Source organism: Pseudomonas marvdashtae, assembly GCF_014268655.2.
GTDB classification, from domain to species: Bacteria; Pseudomonadota; Gammaproteobacteria; order Pseudomonadales; family Pseudomonadaceae; genus Aquipseudomonas; species Aquipseudomonas marvdashtae.
Map to the genome: position 1 here is coordinate 4,080,816 of NZ_JABWQX020000001.1, position 23,648 is coordinate 4,104,463.

Sequence of the window (23,648 nt, forward strand, 5' to 3'; positions counted from 1 at the left end):
TTTGACCAGGCCTCATTATTATTCGCCGACGCTGATCTTCAGGCCAGCGGCTATTGCAAAGGGTGTCAGGGTTATCGCCAGGGCGGTCAGGCTCCCAAGCCACAGCAGGTAACCAGTCGCCGGCATGCCTTGCAACGCCGCCTGCAAGGCGCCGCTGCCCAGGATCAACACCGGGATGTACAACGGCAGGATCAGCAAGGCCAGCAACAGGCCGCCGCGCTTGAGCCCCACTGTCAACGCCGCGCCCACCGCGCCGAGCAGGCTCAGCACCGGCGTACCCAGCAGCAGCGACAACAGCAACACCGGCATGCATTCAGCGGGCAACCCCAGCATCATCGCCAGCAGTGGTGAAAGCAACACCAACGCCAGGCCGGAAAAAACCCAGTGTGCCAGTACCTTGGCCAAAACCAGAAGGGCCAGGGGGTGCGACGAAAGGACCCACTGTTCCAAGGAACCGTCTTCGAAATCGCTGCGGAAAAGCCCGTCCAGCGAGAGCAGGACCGATAAAAGCGCTGCCACCCAGACCAGCCCAGGCGACAAGGTTTGCAACAATTGAGTCCCTGGACCGACCGCCAACGGGAACAGCGCGATGACAATCGCAAAGAACACCAACGGGTTGGCCAGTTCGGCCGGACGGCGAAACAGCAGGCGCCCCTCACGGGCAAGCAACAGGCCAAACACACTCATACCGCCCAGTTCCCCAGATCGATGTTGCGATAACCGGACGGCATCCGGGCCAATGTGTGGTGAGTAGTCAAGATCACCATCCCACCGTTCTCGCAATGCCGGGCCAGATGTTCTTCAAGTTGCGCGACGCCCTGCTTGTCCAGGGCGGTGTAAGGTTCGTCGAGAATCCACAGCGGCGGGCTGTCGAGGTACAACCGGGCCAGGGCCACGCGGCGTTGCTGCCCGGCGGACAAGGTGTGGCTCGGCACATCTTCGAAGCCACGCAAACCTACCGCCGCCAAGGCCTGCCAGATCGCCTCGCGCCCGGCCGGCCGATGCAGCGCGCAGAGCCAACTGAGGTTTTCTTCAGGGGTCAGCAGATCCTTGATACCGGCGGCATGGCCGATCCATAGCAGGTTGCGGGCCAGCTCGCTGCGCTGGCTGTGCAAAGGATGGCCATTGAGCAACACCTCGCCGGCGGTGGGCTGCATCAACCCGGCCAGCAGGCGCAACAGGCTGGTCTTGCCGCTGCCGTTGGGCCCACTGATCTGCACCATATCGCCACGGGAGAGTCTCAATTCGAGATTTTCGAAAAGCAGTCGCAGGTCTCGCTCACAGGCGAGGCCAACGGTTTGCAAGAGAGGACTGGTCAAGGGATCACGGGCCTTATACGGTTCAAGTCGGCAATGCAGCGGCCGTTAAAGTGGTGCAGCATAGATGCATTGATGGCCTGTTCCACAGAGCTGCGTCAACAAAAGCGAGGTTTTTGCCACTCCCTGGAAGGCGGGCGGCATTATACATGTGAAGCCCTACTCCCAAGAGGGCTTATTTCCCCAAGGTAAGACCGCAGATGACAGGCGACATGAACATCCCGCCGCTGCCTCAGCCAACGGCAACCACGCGCATGCCAGCGGTGACTGGCGAGCTGCTCAAGCTGCTGGCGCCGGCTGAAGGCCTGATCGGGCCCGGCCAGACCGCCAAGGCCGAGGTGCTGTCGCTCAAACAGGCGGACCAGGCGTTTCAACTGCTGCTCAAGGTCACGTTGGAAAGCGGTCGCCAGGCCACGGTGCAGGCCACCAGCACCCAACCATTGCCGCAAGGCACCAGCCTGGCCGTGACCCAACCGTCCGCCAGCAACCTGGCGATTACCGTGCAGCAGGCCCTGGCCTCCAGCGTTGCCACCTTGACCCGAATCGACACGACGCAACTGCCCGTGGGTACGCTGCTGCAGGGCAAAGTGCTGACCAGCCAGGCGTTGCCGCAATTGCCCGGGCAACCGGCGGTGTATCGCTCGCTGGTGAGCCTGCTCAACACCGTCCAGGCCGGCAGTACGCTGGACATCGACAGCCCCCAGCCATTGCGCATCGGCACGCTGTTGAGTGCCCAGGTGCAAGATGCCCAGACGTTGAAATTCGTTCCCCTGAGCAATCGCCAGGAGCAATTGGCGGTGAGCCAGCAACTGGTGACGCAAGTGAGCCGCCAGGGTTCGCTGGACGGCTTGCTCACCGCCCTGCAAAACCTTCCCGCTAGCGACGACGCCGGGCCCGAGCTGCGCGCCGCCGTCACACGGCTGTTGGCCAATCTGCCCGACATGCAGCAACTGAGCAGCCCCAAGGGCCTGGCCCAGGCCATGGTCGCCAGTGGCGTGTTCCTGGAAAGCAAACTGCTGGCCGGTCAACCGCCGAGCCTGGCGCCGGACATGAAAGGCGACCTATTGAAGCTGATCGCCCAACTGACACCGGCCCTGCCCGCCTCCACCAACCTTACCGCGGTCATCGCCGCCAATACTTTGGCCCAGGCACTGCCCAGCTTCGTGCGCAGCGCCCTGGGCATGCTCGGCCAAGTCAGCGCCAAGCCGCAACCGACAGTCTTCCCCCTGCCGTCGCGACTGCTCAAAGGCCAAGACGAAGAAGGCGATCTGGAACATCTGTTGCGCCTGGCGGCTGCCGCCGTGTCGCGCCTGCAAAGCCATCAATTGTCGAGCCTGGAGCAAACCGGGCTGACCGACGACGGTCGGCTGATGAGCACTTGGCAGTTGGAGATACCGATGCGCAACCTGCAGGACATCGTGCCGTTGCAGGTCAAGTTCCAACGCGAGGAAACCCCGCCCCGGGAACAGCCCGATGAACGCCGGGAACAACACGAACCGAAACAGCAGCTCTGGCGAGTAGAGCTGGCGTTCGATATGGAGCCGCTGGGGCCGCTGCAGATCCAGGCGCAGTTGCTCAGCGGCAGCCTGTCCAGCCAGTTATGGGCGCAAAGGCCGTACACCGCGAGCCTGATCGAAAGCAACCTGGCCGCGTTGCGTGAACGCCTGGTGACGTGCGGGCTGAACGTCGGCGAACTGGACTGCCACGTCGGCACTCCGCCTCAAGGCCCGAAGACTCGCCTGGAACAACGCTGGGTGGATGAAACCGCATGACAACCCACACCGAACCCCGCCAGGCCATCGCCCTCAAGTACGACGGCCACCACGCCCCGACCCTCACCGCCAAGGGCGACGAAGCCCTGGCCGAGGAAATCCTGCGCATCGCCCGGGAAAGCGAAGTGCCGATCTACGAAAATGCCGAGTTGGTGAAGCTTCTGGCACGGATGGAGTTGGGCGACAGCATCCCGGAAGAGCTGTACCGCACGATTGCCGAGATCATTGCGTTTGCCTGGAACCTGAAGGGCAAGTTTCCCCAAGGGTTTGACCCGCATGCGCAGCCTGTCGAGAAGGATGTGACGGATCGGGGGGATGATTACTGACCAGAGACGACGCTGCTCCCGTGGCGAGGGAGCTTGCTCCCGCTGGGTGGCGCAGCCGCCCCAAGTATGCAGCGACCGCCAAAAACTTAGGGCCGCTACGCGCCCCAGCGGGAGCAAGCTCCCTCGCCACGGGGAATGCGTTTCAAAGGCTACGGGTTGAAAAAAAAATCGCAACCTCCGGCAGGTCTTATAGAGGTATTTGAACCTCTATAGGCACCGCCAAAGGCTGCGATCTCTTGCAGCTTGCCGCTCAAAGCAATCAACCGCCCTTGTGCAACTTGCTCATCAACTCCGCCTCGGCCTGGGTCAGGCCGCAGGCTTGGGTCAGTTCGTCGACGCTGGCGCCCATGCCGACCAGTCGGGCGGCTTGGGCGAAGGACAGGCTGGAGGGGTCGCGTTGTTCCAGTTGCGCCAACTTGTCCGGCAACGGCGCGACGACGGCACGCAGCTCATGGAGCGCTTCGCCCATGCGCACGGTGCCGTTCTGGTAATCGTCGACGCGCTTGGCCAGGTCGCGGATGCGCTGGTCGCGCAGCGCATCGCCCTGGGCCTGCTCAGCGGCGATCTGCCGCTGGGCGCGGATGTACGCCACGAACATCGCCAGCGTGCCTGCCCAGAAAAGGAACAGGACAATGACTGCTACCTCAAGAATCAAATCAGATACTCTCCAGTTCCGACCACTCTTCTTCGCTCATCATCTTGTCCAGTTCAACCAGGATCAGCAACTCGTTGTTCTTGTTGCACACGCCCTGGATGAACTTGGCGGACTCTTCGTTACCCACGTTCGGCGCCGTCTCGATTTCTGACTGACGCAGGTAAACCACTTCGGCAACGCTGTCGACCATGATGCCAACCACTTGCTTGTCGGCTTCGATGATGACGATCCGGGTATTGTCGCTGATCTCGGCGTTTTGCAGGCCGAAGCGCTGACGGGTATCGATCACCGTGACCACGTTGCCACGCAGGTTGATGATCCCCAGTACATAACTTGGCGCACCTGGAACCGGGGCGATCTCGGTATAGCGCAGCACTTCCTGAACGCGCATCACGTTGATGCCGTACGTTTCGTTATCGAGCTTGAAGGTCACCCATTGCAGAATCGGATCTTCAGAACCCTTTTGAGACGACGCTTTATCATTCATACCCTGACCCCTCGAAAAACCGCCTGTGGCGGTGTGTGTTCTGTCCGGCGGCGCCCTGCGCCACCGGTTGTCTTATATTGGTTTGCGGACCGGCTTGGCGCCGTCCAGGTGTTTTGCCCCGCCGCTGGCGATCAGCTCCGCCAGTTCGGAAACGTCCAGCAAGGCGCACATGTGTTCGATCACCGTACCGGCCAGCCATGGCCGTTGCCCTCGATGGCTGCGCCATTTGATTTCGTTCGGGTCCAGGCGCAGCGAACGGCTGACCTGGTGCACCGCCAAACCCCACTCGTAACCCTGCACTGAAATCACGTACTGCAGGCCCTGGCGAAAATCATCGCGATAACGGTCCGGCATGACCCAACGCGCGGTATCCAGCACTTTCAAGTTGCCGGCCTGGCTCGGCAGGATCCCGAGGAACCACTCCGGCTGGCCGAACAACGGTGTCAATTCCTGGCCAGCCAGGGAATAAATCGATCCCAGGCAGACCAACGGCACCGCCAGGGTCAACCCGGCGACATCGAACAACAGGCACTCGAACGGCTCGGCAGCCCACGCCGGACGGTCATCGCCCGGCACCGGCGGCGGCGGACTGCTCGGCGGCAGGTAGATTTCCACCACCGGCGTCGCCAGGCCTTGCAACAACGGTGCGACGGTCGAAACCGGCGCCAGGATCGGCGCAGGCGCTTGCATCACCGCCACCTGCGGCTTGCTGGTCGGCGCCTCGAGCACTGCGGCAGCCACTGGCGGCCGTGCATCACGGGCCTGCTCTTCGAGCACCGCCGCCTGGAACTCATCCAGCACCGCTTCAGGCTCGGCTTCGACCGGCCCGGGCAACGCCTCGGCCGCAGTCGGCTGCGCCGGTAATTCTTCAGTCGCTTCCTGCAATAGCCCGTCCAGATAGGACTGCAAGGCCATTTGCGGACGCGAGGTTGTCTTGATCGGGCGGTTCATAGGAACTGTGCGCCACTTGAAAAGGTTATCGGCATGGATACGGCAGGACTTGAGCGCCCGCAAGCGAACACAACGTCAATGGAGAACCTCATCACCTCAAGCCACCTGCTGCGGAACGAGCTGCTGGGCCAGCAGGTGCTTGAGAAGCGCACGGTAGGCCAGTATGCCACGGCTCTTGCCGTCGAATTGCGACGGCGTGACGCCTGCGCGGCTGGCGTCGCGCAGGCGGGTATCAACCGGGATATAGCCTTGCCAGATGTCGTCCGGGTACATGTCCCGCAGCACACGCAGGGTGCCGAGGGACGCTTGGGTGCGGCGGTCGAACAAGGTCGGCACGATGCTGAAGGCCAGCGATTGCTTGCGCGAGCGGTTGACCATCGCCAGGGTGTTGACCATGCGTTCCAAGCCTTTCACGGCCAAATGTTCGGTCTGCACCGGAATCACCAACTGCTGGCTCGCCGCCAAGGCATTGACCATCAACAGCCCGAGCAACGGCGGGCTGTCGATGATTGCGTAATCGAAATCCTGCCACAGCTGCGCCAGACTCTTGGCGATCACCAGCCCCAGGCCGCTCTGACCAGGCGATTGGCGCTCCAGGGTGGCCAAGGCCGTGCTCGACGGTAACAGGGAAATCCGCTCGTCGCTGGTGGACAACAGCAACTGTCCCGGCAAGCCCTCGGGCACGCTACCCTTGTGCAGGAACAGGTCGTAGTTGCTGTGCTCCAGGCTGTCGGGATCGTAGCCAAAGTAACTGGTCATCGAGCCGTGGGGATCCAGATCGACGATGACCACGCGCTTGCCCGCCTCGGCCAGCAAACCGGCTAGAGCGATGGAAGATGTGGTTTTGCCCACACCACCTTTTTGATTGGCGACTGCCCAGACTCTCATTCGGATCGTTCCTCCCGATCGAGACGCGCTCGACCGAGAAATAGCTCGGTTATAAAGCCGGTGACGGAGAATTGACGGCGTTCTGTCTTACCGGCGACTTGACCGGGGGCGGTGCAGTTTGTGTGCCAGCCCGCTTCAATGCCGCATCCGGTTTTGCGTTCGCCGTGCCAGTGCCGGTCAGGCTGCGACGGACATCGAGGTTGCGCGAGACCACCAGCACCACCCGCCGATTGCGCGCACGGCCTTCGGCGGTGGCGTTGTTCGCCACCGGCTGGAACTCGCCATAGCCCACCGATGCCAGCCGACCGGGATTGACGCCCTGCATGGCCAGCATGCGCACGATGCTCGCCGAACGGGCCGAGGACAGTTCCCAGTTGGTCGGGTACTGCGCAGTGCGGATCGGCTGGTCATCGGTGAAGCCTTCGACGTGGATCGGGTTGTCGAACGGTTTCAGGATTGTCGCGACCTTATCGATGATGGTGAACGCCATGTCGCTGGGCATCGCGTCGCCACTGCCAAACAACAGGCTGGAATTGAGTTCGATCTCGACCCACAACTCATTGCCGCGCACGGTCATCTGGTTGGAACTGATCAGGTCGCCGAACGCCGCGCTGATGTCATCGGCGATGCTCTTCAGCGGGTCGCTGCCACCGGCAATGCCGGCGTCGACCTGCTCGGCGTCCCTGACCAGAGGCTTGGCCGGTGTCGTTGTCTTCGGACGCTCGTCACCGATGGGAATGGGCTTGAGGGCGCGGTCGGAGTCGGTAAAGACCCCGATCAACGCCTCGGAGATCACTTTGTACTTGCCTTCGTTGACCGACGAGATCGAATACATGACCACGAAAAAAGCGAACAGCAGCGTGATGAAGTCGGCGTAGGAAACCAGCCAGCGTTCATGGTTGACGTGTTCTTCACGATGCCTGCGACGGGCCATTTTCCATATCCTCCATCAGTCCATGAAGCCCTGGAGCTTCAACTCAATGGAGCGCGGGTTCTCGCCTTCGGCGATCGACAGGATGCCTTCCAGCAACATTTCGCGGTAGCGCGACTGGCGCAATGCAATGGACTTGAGCTTGGCGGCAATCGGCAGCAACACCAGGTTGGCACTCGCCACGCCGTAGATCGTGGCAACGAAGGCCACGGCGATACCGCTGCCCAGTTGCGACGGATCGGCCAGGTTGCCCATCACGTGGATCAGGCCCATGACCGCGCCGATGATGCCGATGGTCGGCGCGTAGCCGCCCATGCTTTCGAAGACTTTGGCCGCTTCGATGTCGCGGCTTTCCTGGGTGTAGAAATCCACTTCCAGGATGCTGCGGATCGCTTCCGGTTCGGCGCCGTCCACCAGCAATTGCAGGCCTTTGCGCGAGTAGTTGTCGGGTTCGGCATCGGCCACCCCTTCCAGACCCAGCAAGCCTTCCTTGCGAGCGGTGAGGCTCCAGTTGACGACGCGGTCGATGCCTCCGGCCAGATCGACCCGAGGCGGGAACAAAATCCAGACCAGTACCTGCATGGCGCGCTTGAACGCGCTCATCGGCGATTGCAACAACGCAGCGCCGACGGTGCCACCGATCACGATCAGTGCGGCCGGGCCGTTGGCCAGCGCGCCCAGGTGACCGCCTTCCAGATAATTGCCACCAATGATGGCGACAAACGCCATGATGATGCCGATCAGGCTGAGCACATCCATTACAGGCACGCCTCGACCAGGTGTCTACCGATGTCGTCCAGGCTGTAGACCGCATCGGCCAGGTCCGCCTTGACGATCGCCATCGGCATGCCATAGATCACGCAACTGGCTTCATCCTGGGCCCAGATCGCACTGCCGCCCTGCTTGAGCAAGCGCGCGCCTTCGCGACCGTCGGCGCCCATGCCGGTGAGCACCACCGCCAGAACTTTGTCGCCGTAGGATTTCGCGGCGGAACCGAAGGTAATGTCGACGCATGGTTTGTAATTCAAACGCTCATCGCCCGGCAGGATTTTCACCGCGCCACGGCCGTCGATCATCATCTGCTTGCCACCCGGCGCCAGCAGCGCCAGCCCTGGACGCAGGATGTCGCCATCCTCGGCTTCCTTGACGCTGATGTTGCACAGCTTGTCCAGGCGCTCGGCGAAAGCCTTGGTGAACGCGGCAGGCATATGCTGGATCAGCACGATGGGGGCCGGAAAATTGGCCGGCAACTGGGTCAGGACCCGCTGCAGCGCGACCGGGCCGCCCGTGGACGTGCCGATGGCGACGAGCTTGTAAGCCTTGCGCTTGGGCGCCGACGACGAAGCGCTGGCAGGCGCCGAACGAGCGGGAGCGGGTGCCGGAGCACTGCGAACCGGTGCCAGGTTGAAACCGCTGGACGACGCTGGCGTTGGCGCAGGCGTCGGCGCGGCCGTAGGCACAGGCGCAGGTGCGCTGTAGGCACTGACGCGTCGGTTGCTGCGGGAGATGCTATGGACTTTCTCGCACAACATCTGCCGGACCTTGTCCGGGTTGCGCGAAATGTCTTCGAAATTCTTTGGCAGGAAATCCACGGCCCCGGCGTCCAGCGCATCGAGGGTGACGCGAGCGCCTTCGTGGGTCAGGGAGGAAAACATCAATACCGGGGTCGGGCAGCGCTGCATGATATGCCGCACCGCCGTGATGCCATCCATCATCGGCATCTCGTAGTCCATGGTGATCACGTCCGGCTTGAGTGCCAGGGCTTGATCGATCGCCTCTTTACCATTGGTCGCCGTGCCGACGACCTGAATGCTCGTGTCCGCTGAAAGAATTTCCGAGACGCGGCGGCGGAAGAACCCCGAATCGTCCACCACCAGGACTTTAACTACCATAAACACTCCGTTAGACGAGGCGCGGCGCTGGGCCACGCCCCTCCAGAATCAAATACGCCGAGCGGCGTAGCGCTTGAGCATGCTAGGCACATCGAGAATCAACGCGATGCGGCCGTCGCCGGTGATGGTGGCGCCGGACATGCCCGGGGTGCCCTGGAGCATCTTGCCCAATGGCTTGATGACCACTTCTTCCTGGCCAACTAATTGATCGACAACGAAGCCGATCCGCTGGGTGCCCACCGAAAGGATCACCACATGGCCTTCGCCCTGCTCGACATGAGCGGCGGAGCTGACCAGCCAGCGCTTGAGGTAGAACAGCGGCAAGGCCTTGTCCCGCACGATCACCACTTCCTGGCCGTCCACCACGTTGGTGCGCGACAGGTCGAGGTGGAAGATCTCGTTGACGTTGACCAGCGGGAAGGCGAAGGCCTGGTTGCCCAGCATCACCATCAGGGTCGGCATGATCGCCAGGGTCAACGGGACCTTGATGACAATCTTGGAGCCCTGGCCCTTGGTCGAGTAGATGTTGATCGAGCCGTTGAGCTGGGAAATCTTGGTTTTCACCACGTCCATGCCCACGCCACGACCCGACACGTCGGAAATCTCGGTCTTGGTCGAGAAACCCGGGGCGAAGATCAGGTTGTAGCACTCGGATTCGCTCAGGCGATCGGCCGCATCCTTGTCCATCACGCCGCGTTTCACCGCGATGGCGCGCAGCACGTTCGGGTCCATGCCCTTGCCGTCGTCGGAGATCGACAGCAGGATGTGGTCACCCTCCTGCTCGGCGGCCAGGATCACCTTGCCGCCGCGGACCTTGCCCGAGGCTTCGCGCTCTTCCGGCGACTCGATGCCGTGGTCGACCGCGTTGCGCACCAAGTGGACCAGCGGGTCGGCCAGGGCCTCGACAAGGTTCTTGTCGAGGTCGGTCTCTTCACCCACCAGTTCCAGGATGATTTCTTTCTTGAGCTGGCGAGCCAGGTCACGAACCAGGCGCGGGAAGCGCCCGAAGACTTTCTTGATCGGCTGCATCCGGGTCTTCATGACCGCGGTCTGCAAGTCGGCCGTGACCACGTCGAGGTTGGACACGGCCTTGGACATGGCTTCGTCCTGGCTGTTGAGGCCCAGGCGCACCAGGCGGTTACGCACCAGCACCAGTTCGCCGACCATGTTCATGATCTCGTCCAGGCGCGCGGTGTCGACCCGAACGGTAGTCTCGGCTTCGCTGGCCGGTTTTTCGGCGGGCGGGGCAGCCGGCGCACGGGCAGGCGCCGGTGCAGCAGCGGCGGGCTTGGGTGTCTCGGCCTTGGGCTCGGGTGCCTTGGCGGCCGGTTTTGGCGCGGCCTTGGCGACAGGCGCAGCGGTAGCCGTCGGCGCGGCAGAGGCCGTACCGACTTCGCTGAACTTGCCCTTGCCGTGCAACTCGTCGAGCAGTGATTCGAATTCGTGATCGCTGATCAGGTCGCTGCCAGCTGCCGCGGCGGCTGGCTTGGCCGGGGTCGGCGCGGAAGCGATGGCCGAATCCAGCGCATCGACGGCAAAGGTTCCCTTGCCATGCAGCTGATCGAGCAACGCCTCGAACTCATCATCGGTAATGTCGGAATTATCGCCAGCCGCCTTTGGCGCGGCCGGGGCCGGGGCCGCCGGGGCTGCGACGGCATCGGCAGCAAACTGACCCTTGCCGTGAAGCTGGTCGAGCAGCGACTCGAACTCAGCGTCGGTAATTTCGTCGCTGGCAGCTGCGCCGGTGGCTGGCGCAGCAGGCGCGGCCGGAGCCTCAGCCTGTGCCTTGACGGCGTTCAGCGAGTCCAGCAGCGATTCGAATTCATGATCGGTGATGTCACCCGATGCCTCGGCAACCGGCTCTTCAGCCACAGGTTCGGCAGGCGCGGCTTCGTCAGCCGATTGCGGCTCGGCCAGGCGTGCCAGCGCGGCGAGCAACTCAGGGGTGGCAGCGGTGACCGGCGAGCGCTCGCGCACTTCGCTGAACATGCTGTTGACCGCATCCAGCGCTTCGAGCACCACGTCCATCAGTTCCGAATCAACGCGACGCTCACCCTTGCGCAGGATGTCGAACACGTTCTCGGCAATGTGGCAGCACTCCACCAGCTCGTTGAGTTGGAGGAAGCCGGCGCCTCCTTTTACAGTGTGGAAACCGCGAAAAATTGCATTGAGCAGGTCCGCATCATCAGGTCGGCTTTCCAGCTCGACCAGTTGTTCGGAAAGTTGCTCTAGAATCTCGCCGGCCTCAACCAGGAAATCCTGAAGGATCTCTTCATCGGCGCCGAAGCTCATTAATGGCTGCTCCTAAAATAGGGCTAAAACTCAAAATCCAAGGCTGGACAGCAAATCGTCCACATCGTCCTGACCGGACACAACGTCTTCTCTTTTATCGGCATGAATCTGCGGACCTTCACCCTGAGAGAGATGTTTTTGTGGATCTTTTTCAGCAAGCATCGCTTCACGGTCGTGCTCGATGCCGGCAAAGCGGTCGACTTGGCTGGCCATCAACACCAGCTTGAGCAAATTGCTTTCCACTTCGGTGACCAGTTGGGTCACGCGCTTGATCACCTGACCGGTCAGGTCCTGGTAATCCTGGGCCAGCAGAATGTCGTTGAGGTTGCTCGCCACGGCACGGTTCTCGGTGCTGCTTCGCGTCAGGAAACCGTCGACCCGACGGGCCAGCTCCCGAAACTCCTCGGCGCCGACTTCGCGACGCATGAACCGACCCCAATCGGTGCTCAACGCCTGGGCTTCATCGCTCAGGCCGTTGACCAGGGGTGTTGCGCTTTCCACCAGGTCCATGGTGCGGTTGGCGGCGGCTTCGGTCAGCTTGACCACATAACCCAAGCGCTCGGTGGCGTCGGTGATCTGCGAGACTTCCTCGGCCTGTGGCATGTTCGGGTCGATCTGGAAATTGACGATCGCACTGTGCAGTTCACGGGTGAGCTTGCCGACTTCCTGGTACAGACCTCGGTCACGGGTCTGGTTGAGCTCATGAATCATTTGAACCGCATCACCGAAGCGGCCCTTTTCAAGGCTGTCGACCAGTTCGCGGGCATGTTTTTTCAGGGTCGATTCGAAATCACCCATTGAAGATTCGTTGTCCATAGCTCCCCCGTGGCGCCGTTAACCGATGCGTTCGAAGATTTTTTCGATCTTCTCTTTCAACGCCTGGGCCGTGAAGGGTTTGACCACATAGCCGTTTACACCGGCCTGGGCCGCTTCGATGATCTGCTCGCGCTTGGCTTCGGCAGTCACCATCAGCACCGGAAGGTGCTTGAGTTTTTCGTCGGCGCGCACGTGGCGCAGCAAGTCGATACCGGTCATGCCAGGCATGTTCCAGTCAGTCACCAGAAAGTCGATGCTCCCGCTGTTGAGGACGGGAATGGCAGTGATGCCATCGTCGGCCTCGACCGTGTTGGTGAACCCGAGGTCACGCAACAGGTTTTTTATGATCCGCCGCATCGTTGAGAAGTCATCAACGATGAGGATTTTCATGTTCTTGTCCAATTCGACCTCCAAGCAGTCTTAAACGCGCCCAGCACCTGGACGCGCCATTTCAATCAATTCCGGCATAACACTCGACAACGGTCTGGAGCACAACGGATGAGACTGGCCCGGCACACACATGCCGTGCCAGCCCCGCTCGCAGCGTCCCCACACTGCCCGTCAGCGCGCTCGCCACTCCCCCAAACGCCCCCGCAAGCGGGCCGCGCACTGGCTGTGTAACTGGCTGACCCGCGATTCGCTGACCCCCAGGACCTCACCGATTTCCTTGAGGTTCAGCTCTTCGTCGTAGTACAGCGCCAAGACCAGTCGCTCACGTTCCGGCAGATTGGCAATCGCATCCGCCAGCGCGCTCTGGAAACGTTCATCTTCCAGGTCACGCGACGGCTCCATGTGAGCACTCGCGTTATCCTCGTGCAGCCCTTCGTGTTCGCCGTCCTGCAAAAGGTCGTCGAAACTGAACAGGCGACTGCCCAAGGTATCGTTCAAAATCCCGTAATAATCATCGAGACTCAACTGGAGTTCGGCCGCAACCTCGTGATCTTTAGCGTCACGTCCGGTTTTAGCTTCGATAGCGCGAATCGCGTCACTGACCATACGCGTATTGCGATGCACCGAACGCGGCGCCCAGTCGCCCTTGCGGACTTCATCGAGCATCGCCCCGCGAATGCGGATACCGGCATAGGTCTCGAAACTGGCGCCCTTGCTCGCGTCGTATTTGTTCGACACTTCGAGCAAGCCGATCATGCCCGCCTGGATCAAGTCTTCGACCTGGACGCTGGCCGGCAGGCGCGCCAGCAAGTGATAGGCGATGCGCTTGACCAGGGGCGCGTAACGCTCGATCAATTCGTACTGGGCGTCCCGTGCCGATTTTTTGTAGAGATGGTTGTAACCGCTGGCTGTCATAACACGGGCCCTGCTGTTTGTTGCACGAGACGCTCGACGAAAAATTCCAGATGCCCGCGTGGGTTGGCCGGCAGTGGCCAGGTATCGACCTTCTGGGCGATCGCCTTGAACGCCAGCGCGCATTTGGAACGTGGAAAGGCTTCATAAACGGCACGTTGCTTCTGGACAGCCTTGCGTACGCTTTCGTCGTAAGGCACTGCGCCGACGTATTGTAGGGCGACGTCCAGGAAGCGATCCGTGACCTTTGTCAACTTGGCGAACAGGTTCCGGCCTTCCTGCGGGCTCTGGGCCATGTTGGCCAGGACGCGGAAGCGGTTCATGCCATAGTCGCGGTTAAGCAATTTGATCAGGGCGTAGGCATCGGTGATGGACGTCGGCTCGTCGCACACCACCAGCAGGACCTCCTGGGCGGCGCGCACGAAACTGACAACCGAGTCGCCGATGCCGGCGGCCGTGTCGATCACCAGCACATCGAGGTTGTCACCGATGTCGCTGAAAGCCTGGATCAGGCCCGCGTGCTGGGCTGGGGTCAGGTGAACCATGCTCTGGGTGCCGGAGGCAGCCGGCACGATGCGAATCCCGCCCGGCCCCTGCAGGAGCACGTCACGCAGTTCACAGCGACCTTCGATCACGTCCGCCAGCGTGCGCTTGGGGGTAAGCCCCAGTAACACGTCGACGTTTGCCAGGCCCAGGTCGGCGTCCAGCAGCATGACCCGTCGGCCAAGCTCTGCCAGAGCCAGGGACAAGTTCACTGACACGTTAGTCTTCCCGACGCCACCTTTGCCGCCGGTCACCGCGATCACCTGTACGGGATGCATGCTGCCCATGTTCGTTCTTTACCTTGTCTTACTTAGACGGAGGCCACATTACTGGCTGCGCGTTCACTCGGAACAATGCATGGCAGACCATCGATGTAGGTACAAAAAATATTCATGATTACCTCAGCCAACCTGCTTGGTCGGGCTGTGGTAGATATCAGCGAACATGTCAGCCATGGCTTCTTCGCTGGGTTCTTCCTGCATTTGCACACTCACGGCACGACTGACCAGTTGATGACGGCGCGGCAGATGCAAATCATCCGGGATCCGCGGCCCGTCGGTCAGGTAGGCCACCGGTAGTTCATGACCGATTGCCAGGCTCAACACCTCGCCCAGGCTTGCCGTTTCGTCCAGTTTAGTCAGGATGCAGCCGGCCAGCCCGCAGCGTTTGTAGCTGTGGTATGCGGCGGTTAGAACCTGTTTCTGGCTGGTGGTTGCCAACACGAGATAATTTTTTGACTTGATGCCACGCCCGGCCAGGCTTTCGAGCTGCATGCGCAGGGCCGGATCGCTGGCTTGCAGGCCGGCGGTGTCGATCAGCACGACACGCTTGCGCATCAAAGGCTCCAGCGCCTGGGCCAGGGATTGGCCCGGATCCACATGGGTCACCGACACATTGAGGATCCGACCCAGGGTCTTGAGTTGTTCCTGGGCGCCGATGCGGAAACTGTCCATGCTCACCAGCGCGATGCTCTGAGCGCCGTACTTGAGTACATAACGAGCCGCAAGCTTGGCCAGGGTGGTGGTCTTGCCCATGCCGGCAGGGCCGACCATGGCGATGACGCCGCCCTCCTCCAATGGCTCGACTTCCGGCGTGGCGATCATCCGCGCCAGGTGTGCAAGCAACATGCGCCAGGCCTGGCGAGGCTCTTCGATGCCGTTGATCAGCGCCAGCAGGTCGCGCGACAACGGGCCGGACAGGCCAATGCGTTGCAGGCGACGCCACAGGTTGGCCTGGGCCGGACGGCTGCCTTGCAGTTGGTTCCAGGCCAGCGAGCCAAGCTGGACTTCCATCAGCTCGCGCAAACTGTTGAGTTCGAAACGCATCGAGTCCAGGGCACGTGGGTCAACACCCGCCGCTGGCGCTGCCTGCACCGGTGCCGGACGACGCGGCTCGGCCAGGGCTGGCTCGATCAGCGGTTCGGCAGCGGTCAGCGGCAGGCCGGCCGTCAATGGCTGACCGGCGAACAATTGGCGATTGGTGCCCGCGCTGCCCTCGCCTTCGCTGCTGCGCAGGCTCAGCTCGGCCTGGGCGCTGGCGATGCGCGACTGGGTCTTGCGCAGCTCGTCCTCGAGTTCCATGTTCGGAACCCGCGGGGCCAGCGCCGACAATTTGTAATCCAGAGCCGCCGTCAGCTCGACACCGCCGGCGATACGACGGTTGCCGATGATGGCTGCTTCAGCGCCCAGCTCGTCACGAACCAGTTTCATGGCCTGACGCATATCGGCGGCGAAAAAACGCTTCACTTGCATAAACCACTACCTCAGCCGTTGGGCCCTACTGTCGCAACGATGGTCACTTGCTTGTTGTCCGGTATTTCCTGGTACGCCAGCACATGCAGCCCCGGGACCGCGAGGCGCCCGAATCGCGAGAGCATCGCGCGAATCGGACCGGCCACCAGCAGGATCACCGGTTGGCCTTGCATCTCTTGCCGTTGGGCCGCATCGATCAACGAACGTTGCAGCTTCTCGGCCATGCTTGGCTCCAGCAGAACACCCTCTTCCGAGCCTTGTCCTGCCTTCTGCAGACTATTGAGCAATATCTGTTCCAACCTTGGCTCCAGAGTGATCACAGGCAGCTCAGACTCAGTGCCTACAATGCTTTGGACGATTGCACGGGATACGCCGACCCGCACCGCAGCGACCAAGGCGGCGGTATCTTGACTCTTCGAAGCGTTGTTGGCGATCGCTTCGGCGATGCTGCGAATGTCGCGCACCGGGACTTGTTCGGCCAACAGCGCTTGCAATACCTTGAGCAATTGCGACAGCGAAACCACGCCCGGCACCAATTCTTCCGCCAACTTCGGTGAGCCTTTGGCCAGTACTTGCAGCAGTTGCTGGACTTCCTCGTGGCCGATCAGCTCGCTGGAGTGCTTGTACAAAATCTGGTTCAAGTGAGTCGCGACCACGGTGCTGGCGTCCACCACGGTATAACCGAGGGACTGGGCCTGGGCTCGCTGGCTGATTTCGATCCACACCGCTTCCAGGCCGAAAGCCGGATCCTTGGCGGTAATGCCGTTGAGCGAACCGTAGACCTGCCCCGGGTTGATCGCCAGCTCGCGGTCCGGGTAGATCTCGGCTTCGGCCAGGATCACGCCCATGAGCGTCAGGCGATAGGCGCTCGGCGCCAGGTCGAGGTTGTCGCGGATGTGCACGGTGGGCATCAGGAAGCCCAGGTCCTGGGACAGCTTCTTGCGCACGCCCTTGATCCGCGCCAGCAACTGACCACCCTGGTTGCGGTCGACCAATGGAATCAGGCGATAGCCGACTTCCAGGCCGATCATGTCGATCGGCGTCACGTCGTCCCAGCCCAGTTCCTTGGTTTCCATGGCGCGGGCCGGCGACGGCAGCAGTTCCTGCTGGCGCTTGACCTCTTCCAACGCCTGGACCTTTTGCACATTCTGCTTCTTCCAGAACAGGTAGGCGCCACCCGCCGCCATCGCAGCCATGGACAGGAAGGAGAAGTGCGGCATGCCCGGCACGATCCCCATGACTGCCATCAGGCCCGCGGCCACGGCCAGGGCCTTGGGCGAAGCGAACATCTGGCGGCCGATCTGCTTGCCCATGTCTTCGGAGCCCGAAGCACGGGTCACCATGATCGCGGCGGCTGTGGATAACAACAGTGATGGCAATTGCGCCACCAAACCGTCACCGATGGTCAGCAAGGCGTAAACCTTGCCGGCGTCACCGAAGGTCATGCCATGTTGGAAAATACCCACGGCCATGCCGCCGATCAGATTGATGAACAGAATCAACAGACCGGCAATGGCGTCGCCGCGCACAAATTTACTGGCACCGTCCATGGAACCGTAGAACTCGGCTTCCTGAGCCACGTCAAGACGACGGGCCTTGGCCTGGTTCTGGTCGATCAGGCCGGCGTTGAGGTCGGCGTCGATCGCCATTTGCTTGCCGGGCATCGCATCGAGGGTAAAACGCGCACTCACCTCGGAAATCCGCCCGGCACCCTTGGTCACCACGACGAAGTTGATGATCATCAGGATCGCGAAAACCACGATACCGACCACGTAGTTACCGCCGATTACCACCTCGCCAAAAGCCTGGATCACCTTACCAGCGGCTTCGTGACCTTCGTGGCCGTGGATCATGACAACCCGCGTCGACGCTACGTTCAGCGCCAGCCGCATCAGCGTGGCCACCAGCAGAATGGTCGGGAAGACGGCGAAATCCAGCGGCCGCAAAGCGTATACGCACACCAGCAGCACGACGATCGACAAAGCGATGTTGAACGTAAAGAACACGTCCAGCAGGAACGGCGGGACCGGCAGCATCATCATGGCGAGCATGACCAGCAGCAACAGCGGCACGCCCAGATTACCCCGGCTGAGGTCTGCTACGTTGCTGCGCGCATTGCTGAGTAACTGAGAGCGATCCACCAAAATTCCCCGTTCCTGTGAAGCAAACTTTTGACGCCCGGAAGGGGCGCAGGCGGGGTATTGCAAGAAGCCTTCCAACTTTTGCCGGAGGTTGAAATAGATAGGTTTGGAGGGGTGCCTACCGCCTCAGGAATCACGCCGCAGATCCGGCGGAATCGGCAGGTCCTTGAGCGGTTCGGGGCGCTTGCCCTTGCCCGCACGGTGCTGGCGAATCTGGTAGACGTAGGCCAGCACCTGGGCCACGGCCAGATACAGGCCACCCGGGATTTCCTGCTCGAGCTCAGTGGAGTAGTAGATCGACCGCGCCAACGCCGGAGATTCGAGCAGCATCACTTCGTTGGCCACGGCGATCTCACGGATCTTCAGCGCCAGGAAATCGCTGCCCTTGGCCAGCAACACCGGTGCGTTGCCTTTTTCGGGGTCGTACTTGAGCGCCACGGCGAAATGGGTCGGGTTGGTGATGACCACGTCGGCGTCGGGGATGGCCGCCATCATTCGCCGCTGGGACACTTCGCGCTGCAACTGACGGATCCGTTGCTTGACCTCGGGCTTGCCCTCCGAGTCCTTGTACTCGTCGCGCACCTCCTGCTTGGTCATCATCAGCTTCTGCTTGCTTTGATAAAGCTGGATCGGCACGTCGATGGCGGCGATCAGAATCAACCCGCAGGCCATCCACAAGGTGCTCCAGCCCACTAGCTGCACGCTGTGGATAATCGCTTGTTCCAGCGGCTCATGGGCGATACGCAGCAGGTCGTCGATGTCGGCCTGCAATACCGTCAGCGCGACGAACAGGATCAGCAGAAACTTCCCAAGCGCCTTCAGCAGCTCCATCACAGCCGTGGTGGAGAACATGCGTTTGAGGCCCGCCGCAGGGTTCATCCGGCTGAATTTCGGGGCCATGGTCTTGCCGGAAAACAGCCACCCCCCCAAGGAAATCGGCCCCAGAAAAGCCGCCAGCAGCAAGAAAATCAGAATCGGCTGCATCGAAATGATTGCGATCTTGCCCGAATGCAACAGGTACTGCGTCATCGCGCCAGGACTCAGTAGCACTTCTCGGGGCAGAGAGAAGTTCAGGCGCATGATTTCCAGCAAATCCAAAGCCAGCCCACCGCCATAAATCAGCAAGCCGCCAGCGCCGGCGAGCATGATCGCAAGTGTGTTGAGCTCCTTGGAACGCGCGACCTCGCCTTTGTCCCTGGACTCTTTCTTGCGTTTCTCCGTGGGGTCTTCTGTCTTGTCCTGGCCACTCTCGCTTTCAGCCATGGTTCAGCGCGCCTGTGCCATATCACGTAGCAGCTGCAAGGCCTGGGTGGCCAGCGGCTGATACTGGTTGAGAATATCCCCCAGGGTGACCCAGAAAATCACCATGCCCAGCACGAGGGTCAGCGGAAAACCGATGGAAAAGATGTTCAATTGCGGTGCCGCCCGGGTCATTACGCCAAAGGCAATGTTGACCACCAGCAGCGCGGTGATCGCCGGCAATACCAGCAGCATCGCCGCACCGAGGACCCAGCCGAGTTTGCCGGCAATGTCCCAGAAATGATTGACCAGCATCGCGCTACCCACCGGCATCGTCGTGAAGCTCTCGGTCAGCACTTCGAACACCACCAGATGTCCGTTCATGGCGAGGAACAACAGCGTCACCAGCATCGTCAGGAACTGCCCTATGACCGCGGTGTTTACGCCGTTGGTAGGATCGATCATGGAGGCGAACGCCATGCCCATCTGGATCGAGATGATTTGTCCGGCGACCACGAATGCCTGGAAGAACAGCTGCAACGAGAAGCCCATCAAGGCACCGATGAGAATCTGTTCGGCCACCAGCATCAGCGCACTGAGGTCCAGGGCGTTGACGGGCGGCATCGGCGGTAGTCCCGGGGCAATGACCACCGTGATCGCCAAGGCCAGATACAAGCGCACCCGAGTCGGGACCAGGGTCGTGCCGAAGACCGGCATGCTCATCAGCACCGCGGCGACGCGAAACAGCGGCAGGATGAACGACGCCACCCAGGTACTGATCTGGGTGTCCGTCAGCTCGAGCATCGACATCGGCTCAGCCGATCAACTGCGGAATACTGCCGTACAACTGCAGGATGTATTCCATGAAGGTTTGCACCAGCCAAGGGCCCGCGACAATCAGCGTCACCAGCATCACCAGCAGGCGCGGCAGGAAGCTCAGGGTCTGTTCGTTGATCTGCGTGGCGGCCTGGAACATCGCCACCAGCAAACCCACCAGCAGGCTGGGAATCACCAGGATGGCAACCATCACCGTGGTCAGCCAGAGCGCTTCGCGGAACAGGTCTACCGCTACTTCAGGTGTCATATTGTCCTACCTGCGCAATTGGTCTAAACACCGCCGAAACTGCCCGCCAGGGTGCCGATGATCAAGGCCCAGCCATCCACCAGCACGAACAGCATGATCTTGAACGGTAGGGAAATGATCAGTGGGGACAGCATCATCATACCCATGGCCATCAGGATACTGGCGACCACCAGGTCGATGATCAGGAACGGGATGAAAATCATGAAGCCGATCTGGAACGCCGTCTTCAGTTCGGACGTGACGAACGCCGGCACCAGGATTGTGAGCGGCGCCTGGTCGGGACTGAGGATGTCGGTGCGCTTGGACAGGCGCATGAACAGCTCCAGGTCGCTGCTGCGAGTCTGGGCGAGCATGAAGTCCTTGATCGGCACTTGAGCCCTGGACACGGCGTCCTGGGCACTGAGCGTTTCCGCCAGGTAGGGTTGCAGCGCGTCCTTGTTCACCCGGTCGAACACCGGCGCCATGATGAACATGGTCAGGAACAACGCCATGCCGGTGAGGATCTGGTTCGACGGCGTCTGCTGCAGGCCCAGGGCCTGACGCAGGATCGAGAAGACAATGATGATCCGGGTGAAACTGGTCATCAGCATGACGAACGCCGGGATGAAACTCAGCGCGGTCATGATCAGCAGGATCTGCAGGCTGACCGAATATTCCTGTGCCCCTTCGGCGTTGGTGCCCAAGGTAATCGCCGGGATCGACAGCGGGTCGGCGGCAAACGCCAACGGCGCGGCCAGCATCAGGGCCAACGCCAACAGAATGCGCAACGGCATTACTTTTTATCCTTCTGGTCTTTACCCAGCAATTCCATGAGCCGCTGGGCAAATTCGGGGGTAGCCTGCTCAGTGGCGGGCACCTGCACCGGCTCCTTGAGGACATGCAAGGCGGTAATCGTGCCGGGGCTCAGGCCGAGCAGGATCTGCTCGTTGCCAACCTGCACCAGCACCAGTCGATCCCGCGGGCCGAGCGCGCGGGAGCTGATGATGTCGATCACCTGCCCTTTGCCGGCTGGCCCTGCCTGTTGCACGCGCCGCAGCATCCAGGCCAGGAAGAAAATCAATCCGAGCACCAGTAGCAGGCCCAACACCAATTGCGCCAATTGTCCGGCGATACCACTGCCACCCGCTGGCGCAGCGGCCACCGTGGCCACCGGTTCGGCCGCCAGCACGCTGAACGGCAGCATCAAGGCTGCGGCGAGAAAGCCTTTCATTCAGCGCAGCTTCTTGATGCGTTCGCTCGGGCTGATCACGTCCGTCAGGCGAATGCCAAACTTCTCGTTGACCACCACCACTTCGCCATGGGCGATGAGCGTCCCATTGACCAGCACGTCCAACGGCTCACCGGCCAGGCGGTCCAGCTCGATCACCGAGCCCTGGTTGAGCTGCAACAGGTTGCGAATGTTGATATCGGTGCTGCCCACTTCCATGGAAATCGACACCGGAATGTCGAGGATGACGTCCAGGTTCGGCCCGTCGAGGGTCACTTGCTCGTTGCTTTTTGGCACGCTGCCAAACTCTTCCATCTGCAGACGGTTGGAAGCGTTACCGGTATCGGCGGCCAGCAGCGCGTCAATATCGGCCTGCCCGGCGTCGCCGGTTTCTTCCAGGGCGGCAGCCCATTCGTCGGCCAGCGCCTGGTCATCCTGGGTATTCATATCGTCAGCCATCATGTGTCCTCGGCGGGCAAAAATCGGTTAGAAACCTGAAAAGTCGTTACAAACTTAAAGCGGTTGACACCGCTCAGCGGCGTTCGATCGGCTCGATCACCTGCAACGCGAGGTTGCCTTTGTGAGAGCCCATCTTGACCTTGAAGGCCGGTACGCCATTGGCGCGCATGATCATCTCTTCCGGCATCTCGACGGGAATGATGTCCCCCGGCTGCATGTGCAGGATGTCTCGCAGGCGCAGCTGGCGCCGGGCAACGGTCGCGCCGATTGGCACGTCGACGTCCAGCACGTCCTGGCGCAAGGCGTTGATCCAGCGCTCGTCCTGGTCATCGAGATCCGATTGGAAACCGGCATCGAGCATTTCACGCACCGGCTCGATCATCGAATACGGCATGGTCACGTGCAGGTCGCCGCCACCGCCGTCGAGTTCAATGTGGAAAGTCGAGACGACAATCGCTTCGCTTGGCCCGACGATGTTGGCCATGGCCGGGTTCACTTCCGAGTTGATGTACTCGAAGTTCACTTCCATGATCGCCTGCCAGGCTTCCTTCAAATCGATGAAGGCCTGCTCCAGGACCATGCGCACCACGCGCAACTCGGTCGGAGTGAACTCACGACCTTCGATCTTCGCGTGACGACCGTCACCGCCGAAGAAGTTATCCACCAGCTTGAACACCAGCTTGGCGTCGAGGATGAACAGCGCAGTACCGCGCAGCGGCTTGATCTTGACCAGGTTGAGGCTGGTGGGCACGTACAGCGAGTGCACGTATTCACCAAACTTCATCACCTGCACGCCCCCAACGGCCACGTCGGCCGAACGGCGCAGCATGTTGAACATGCTGATGCGGGTGTATCGGGCAAAACGCTCGTTGATCATTTCCAGGGTCGGCATGCGTCCGCGAACGATGCGATCCTGGCTGGTCAGGTCGTAGCTTTTGACGCTGCCCGGTTCAGCAGCGTTTTCGGTCTGCACCAGGCCGTCGTCGACACCATGCAACAGCGCATCGATTTCGTCCTGGGACAACAGGTCCTGCACGGCCATGTCGTGTTCCTACTGCAATACGAAGTTAGTGAAAAGCAACTGTTCGATCACCACTTTGCCGAGCTCTTTCTGAGCCACCTCCTGAACGCTGGCCGTGGCTTTCTGACGCAGCATTTCCTGGCCGACCGGAGTGGCCAGGGTGTCGAAACTCTGTCCTGAAAATAGCATGACCAGATTATTGCGAATCAGTGGCATGTGTACCCGCAACGCTTCCAGGTCAGCCTGGTTGCGTCCCAACAGGGTAATGCTCACCTGCATGTAGCGTTGGCGACCGTTCTGGGTGTAGTTGGCCACGAAGGCCGGGGCCATGGGCTCGAAAATCGCCGGCTGCTTGCCTACTGGAGCGGCTTCGACTGCCGGCGCCGGCTTGCTCTGAGCGCTGTGCATGAAATACCAGGTCGCCCCAACGGAAACACCCACCGCCAGGAGCAAGCCCACAACGATCATGATGATCATCTTGAGTTTGCCTTTGGTTGCAGGGTCTTTTACTGCTGCTGCTTCGCTCTTCGCCATGCCAATAATCCGTCACTAATCGGGGGTTTCACTGTTGCACG

General features: G+C 61.2%; 26 protein-coding genes. 2 read left to right on the top strand and 24 right to left on the bottom strand.

The window, feature by feature from the left end:
* Positions 1–18: 18 nt before the first annotated feature.
* Positions 19–687 carry a heme exporter protein CcmB gene (gene ccmB, locus HU742_RS18445; RefSeq protein ID WP_186637128.1) on the bottom strand — a complete coding sequence of 223 codons (669 nt, stop codon included), beginning with the start codon at positions 685–687 and terminating at the stop codon, positions 19–21.
* Positions 684–1,319, bottom strand: coding sequence for a cytochrome c biogenesis heme-transporting ATPase CcmA (gene ccmA, locus HU742_RS18450; RefSeq protein WP_186643018.1), 636 nt, complete (start codon positions 1,317–1,319; stop codon positions 684–686). Before ccmA ends, ccmB begins: the two co-directional genes overlap by 4 nt.
* A 197-nt stretch (positions 1,320–1,516) precedes the next feature.
* Between ccmA and fliK the strand changes: the two genes are divergently transcribed.
* The gene (fliK, locus tag HU742_RS18455; protein ID WP_186643017.1) at positions 1,517–3,088 is read left to right on the top strand and encodes a flagellar hook-length control protein FliK; all 1,572 of its coding nucleotides are present in this window, start codon (positions 1,517–1,519) and stop codon (positions 3,086–3,088) included.
* Complete coding sequence (locus tag HU742_RS18460; protein WP_186610451.1) at positions 3,085–3,414, top strand: EscU/YscU/HrcU family type III secretion system export apparatus switch protein; 330 nt, start codon at positions 3,085–3,087, stop codon at positions 3,412–3,414. The genes fliK and HU742_RS18460 overlap by 4 nt, the downstream gene beginning before the upstream one ends.
* A 259-nt stretch (positions 3,415–3,673) precedes the next feature.
* Here the strand turns inward: HU742_RS18460 and HU742_RS18465 are convergent, their stop codons facing one another.
* The 22 genes from HU742_RS18465 to fliL form a co-directional block, all read right to left on the bottom strand.
* Positions 3,674–4,069, bottom strand: coding sequence for a DUF2802 domain-containing protein (locus HU742_RS18465; RefSeq protein WP_186610450.1), 396 nt, complete (start codon positions 4,067–4,069; stop codon positions 3,674–3,676).
* 1 nt (position 4,070) lies between these two features.
* Positions 4,071–4,556 carry a chemotaxis protein CheW gene (locus HU742_RS18470; RefSeq protein ID WP_186637136.1) on the bottom strand — a complete coding sequence of 162 codons (486 nt, stop codon included), beginning with the start codon at positions 4,554–4,556 and terminating at the stop codon, positions 4,071–4,073.
* A gap of 72 nt (positions 4,557–4,628) precedes the next feature.
* Positions 4,629–5,507, bottom strand: a complete 879-nt coding sequence (locus tag HU742_RS18475; protein ID WP_186643016.1) for a CheW domain-containing protein — start codon at positions 5,505–5,507, stop codon at positions 4,629–4,631.
* A gap of 96 nt (positions 5,508–5,603) precedes the next feature.
* Positions 5,604–6,395, bottom strand: coding sequence for a ParA family protein (locus HU742_RS18480; protein ID WP_186637141.1), 792 nt, complete (start codon positions 6,393–6,395; stop codon positions 5,604–5,606).
* A gap of 49 nt (positions 6,396–6,444) precedes the next feature.
* Entirely contained in the window at positions 6,445–7,329 is an 885-nt protein-coding gene (motD, locus tag HU742_RS18485; RefSeq protein ID WP_186610447.1) for a flagellar motor protein MotD, read from the bottom strand.
* Between the two features lie 15 nt (positions 7,330–7,344).
* A complete protein-coding gene (locus HU742_RS18490) occupies positions 7,345–8,085 on the bottom strand; it encodes a flagellar motor protein (protein ID WP_186610446.1) in 741 nt (246 codons plus the stop codon).
* The gene (locus HU742_RS18495; RefSeq protein ID WP_186643015.1) at positions 8,085–9,218 is read right to left on the bottom strand and encodes a protein-glutamate methylesterase/protein-glutamine glutaminase; all 1,134 of its coding nucleotides are present in this window, start codon (positions 9,216–9,218) and stop codon (positions 8,085–8,087) included. Before HU742_RS18495 ends, HU742_RS18490 begins: the two co-directional genes overlap by 1 nt.
* Positions 9,219–9,266: 48 nt before the next feature.
* Positions 9,267–11,510, bottom strand: coding sequence for a chemotaxis protein CheA (locus HU742_RS18500; RefSeq protein WP_186637150.1), 2,244 nt, complete (start codon positions 11,508–11,510; stop codon positions 9,267–9,269).
* Between the two features lie 30 nt (positions 11,511–11,540).
* Positions 11,541–12,326: a protein phosphatase CheZ gene (locus HU742_RS18505; RefSeq protein ID WP_186637153.1), complete on the bottom strand. Its 786-nt coding sequence runs from the start codon at positions 12,324–12,326 to the stop codon at positions 11,541–11,543.
* A gap of 18 nt (positions 12,327–12,344) precedes the next feature.
* Entirely contained in the window at positions 12,345–12,716 is a 372-nt protein-coding gene (locus HU742_RS18510) for a chemotaxis response regulator CheY (RefSeq protein ID WP_008006721.1), read from the bottom strand.
* A 171-nt stretch (positions 12,717–12,887) separates the two neighbouring features.
* Entirely contained in the window at positions 12,888–13,631 is a 744-nt protein-coding gene (gene fliA / locus HU742_RS18515) for an RNA polymerase sigma factor FliA (protein WP_014337177.1), read from the bottom strand.
* Positions 13,628–14,458, bottom strand: coding sequence for a flagellar synthesis regulator FleN (gene fleN, locus HU742_RS18520; RefSeq protein ID WP_003184001.1), 831 nt, complete (start codon positions 14,456–14,458; stop codon positions 13,628–13,630). The genes fliA and fleN overlap by 4 nt, the downstream gene beginning before the upstream one ends.
* 114 nt (positions 14,459–14,572) lie before the next feature.
* Positions 14,573–15,922, bottom strand: a complete 1,350-nt coding sequence (flhF, locus tag HU742_RS18525) for a flagellar biosynthesis GTPase FlhF (protein ID WP_186610442.1) — start codon at positions 15,920–15,922, stop codon at positions 14,573–14,575.
* An 11-nt stretch (positions 15,923–15,933) separates the two neighbouring features.
* A complete protein-coding gene (gene flhA, locus HU742_RS18530; protein WP_186637156.1) occupies positions 15,934–18,063 on the bottom strand; it encodes a flagellar biosynthesis protein FlhA in 2,130 nt (709 codons plus the stop codon).
* Positions 18,064–18,189: 126 nt separating this feature from the next.
* Positions 18,190–19,326: a flagellar biosynthesis protein FlhB gene (flhB, locus tag HU742_RS18535; RefSeq protein ID WP_186643014.1), complete on the bottom strand. Its 1,137-nt coding sequence runs from the start codon at positions 19,324–19,326 to the stop codon at positions 18,190–18,192.
* A 3-nt stretch (positions 19,327–19,329) separates the two neighbouring features.
* Entirely contained in the window at positions 19,330–20,112 is a 783-nt protein-coding gene (gene fliR / locus HU742_RS18540) for a flagellar biosynthetic protein FliR (RefSeq protein WP_186637160.1), read from the bottom strand.
* 4 nt (positions 20,113–20,116) lie between these two features.
* Entirely contained in the window at positions 20,117–20,386 is a 270-nt protein-coding gene (gene fliQ / locus HU742_RS18545) for a flagellar biosynthesis protein FliQ (protein WP_024618176.1), read from the bottom strand.
* Between the two features lie 23 nt (positions 20,387–20,409).
* A complete protein-coding gene (gene fliP, locus HU742_RS18550; RefSeq protein WP_186637167.1) occupies positions 20,410–21,159 on the bottom strand; it encodes a flagellar type III secretion system pore protein FliP in 750 nt (249 codons plus the stop codon).
* Positions 21,159–21,596, bottom strand: a complete 438-nt coding sequence (fliO, locus tag HU742_RS18555) for a flagellar biosynthetic protein FliO (protein WP_186637169.1) — start codon at positions 21,594–21,596, stop codon at positions 21,159–21,161. Before fliO ends, fliP begins: the two co-directional genes overlap by 1 nt.
* On the bottom strand, positions 21,597–22,052 hold the full coding sequence (gene fliN / locus HU742_RS18560) for a flagellar motor switch protein FliN (RefSeq protein WP_186637171.1): 456 nt from the start codon (positions 22,050–22,052) through the stop codon (positions 21,597–21,599).
* A gap of 73 nt (positions 22,053–22,125) precedes the next feature.
* Positions 22,126–23,094, bottom strand: coding sequence for a flagellar motor switch protein FliM (fliM, locus tag HU742_RS18565; protein WP_186637173.1), 969 nt, complete (start codon positions 23,092–23,094; stop codon positions 22,126–22,128).
* 9 nt (positions 23,095–23,103) lie between these two features.
* Positions 23,104–23,607 carry a flagellar basal body-associated protein FliL gene (gene fliL / locus HU742_RS18570; protein WP_186637176.1) on the bottom strand — a complete coding sequence of 168 codons (504 nt, stop codon included), beginning with the start codon at positions 23,605–23,607 and terminating at the stop codon, positions 23,104–23,106.
* Between the last annotated feature and the right edge of the window lie 41 nt (positions 23,608–23,648).

What these genes read in the sequence shown, in the direction of transcription:
- ccmB (WP_186637128.1), bottom strand. Translation starts at nt 687, where the DNA reads ATGAGTGTGTTTGGCCTGTTGCTTGCCCGTGAGGGGCGCCTGCTGTTT.
- fliK (WP_186643017.1), top strand. Translation starts at nt 1,517, where the DNA reads ATGACAGGCGACATGAACATCCCGCCGCTGCCTCAGCCAACGGCAACC.
- HU742_RS18460 (WP_186610451.1), top strand. Translation starts at nt 3,085, where the DNA reads ATGACAACCCACACCGAACCCCGCCAGGCCATCGCCCTCAAGTACGAC.
- HU742_RS18470 (WP_186637136.1), bottom strand. Translation starts at nt 4,556, where the DNA reads ATGAATGATAAAGCGTCGTCTCAAAAGGGTTCTGAAGATCCGATTCTG.
- HU742_RS18475 (WP_186643016.1), bottom strand. Translation starts at nt 5,507, where the DNA reads ATGAACCGCCCGATCAAGACAACCTCGCGTCCGCAAATGGCCTTGCAG.
- HU742_RS18480 (WP_186637141.1), bottom strand. Translation starts at nt 6,395, where the DNA reads ATGAGAGTCTGGGCAGTCGCCAATCAAAAAGGTGGTGTGGGCAAAACC.
- motD (WP_186610447.1), bottom strand. Translation starts at nt 7,329, where the DNA reads ATGGCCCGTCGCAGGCATCGTGAAGAACACGTCAACCATGAACGCTGG.
- HU742_RS18490 (WP_186610446.1), bottom strand. Translation starts at nt 8,085, where the DNA reads ATGGATGTGCTCAGCCTGATCGGCATCATCATGGCGTTTGTCGCCATC.
- HU742_RS18495 (WP_186643015.1), bottom strand. Translation starts at nt 9,218, where the DNA reads ATGGTAGTTAAAGTCCTGGTGGTGGACGATTCGGGGTTCTTCCGCCGC.
- HU742_RS18500 (WP_186637150.1), bottom strand. Translation starts at nt 11,510, where the DNA reads ATGAGCTTCGGCGCCGATGAAGAGATCCTTCAGGATTTCCTGGTTGAG.
- HU742_RS18505 (WP_186637153.1), bottom strand. Translation starts at nt 12,326, where the DNA reads ATGGACAACGAATCTTCAATGGGTGATTTCGAATCGACCCTGAAAAAA.
- HU742_RS18510 (WP_008006721.1), bottom strand. Translation starts at nt 12,716, where the DNA reads ATGAAAATCCTCATCGTTGATGACTTCTCAACGATGCGGCGGATCATA.
- fliA (WP_014337177.1), bottom strand. Translation starts at nt 13,631, where the DNA reads ATGACAGCCAGCGGTTACAACCATCTCTACAAAAAATCGGCACGGGAC.
- fleN (WP_003184001.1), bottom strand. Translation starts at nt 14,458, where the DNA reads ATGGGCAGCATGCATCCCGTACAGGTGATCGCGGTGACCGGCGGCAAA.
- flhF (WP_186610442.1), bottom strand. Translation starts at nt 15,922, where the DNA reads ATGCAAGTGAAGCGTTTTTTCGCCGCCGATATGCGTCAGGCCATGAAA.
- flhB (WP_186643014.1), bottom strand. Translation starts at nt 19,326, where the DNA reads ATGGCTGAAAGCGAGAGTGGCCAGGACAAGACAGAAGACCCCACGGAG.
- fliR (WP_186637160.1), bottom strand. Translation starts at nt 20,112, where the DNA reads ATGTCGATGCTCGAGCTGACGGACACCCAGATCAGTACCTGGGTGGCG.
- fliQ (WP_024618176.1), bottom strand. Translation starts at nt 20,386, where the DNA reads ATGACACCTGAAGTAGCGGTAGACCTGTTCCGCGAAGCGCTCTGGCTG.
- fliP (WP_186637167.1), bottom strand. Translation starts at nt 21,159, where the DNA reads ATGCCGTTGCGCATTCTGTTGGCGTTGGCCCTGATGCTGGCCGCGCCG.
- fliO (WP_186637169.1), bottom strand. Translation starts at nt 21,596, where the DNA reads ATGAAAGGCTTTCTCGCCGCAGCCTTGATGCTGCCGTTCAGCGTGCTG.
- fliN (WP_186637171.1), bottom strand. Translation starts at nt 22,052, where the DNA reads ATGGCTGACGATATGAATACCCAGGATGACCAGGCGCTGGCCGACGAA.
- fliM (WP_186637173.1), bottom strand. Translation starts at nt 23,094, where the DNA reads ATGGCCGTGCAGGACCTGTTGTCCCAGGACGAAATCGATGCGCTGTTG.
- fliL (WP_186637176.1), bottom strand. Translation starts at nt 23,607, where the DNA reads ATGGCGAAGAGCGAAGCAGCAGCAGTAAAAGACCCTGCAACCAAAGGC.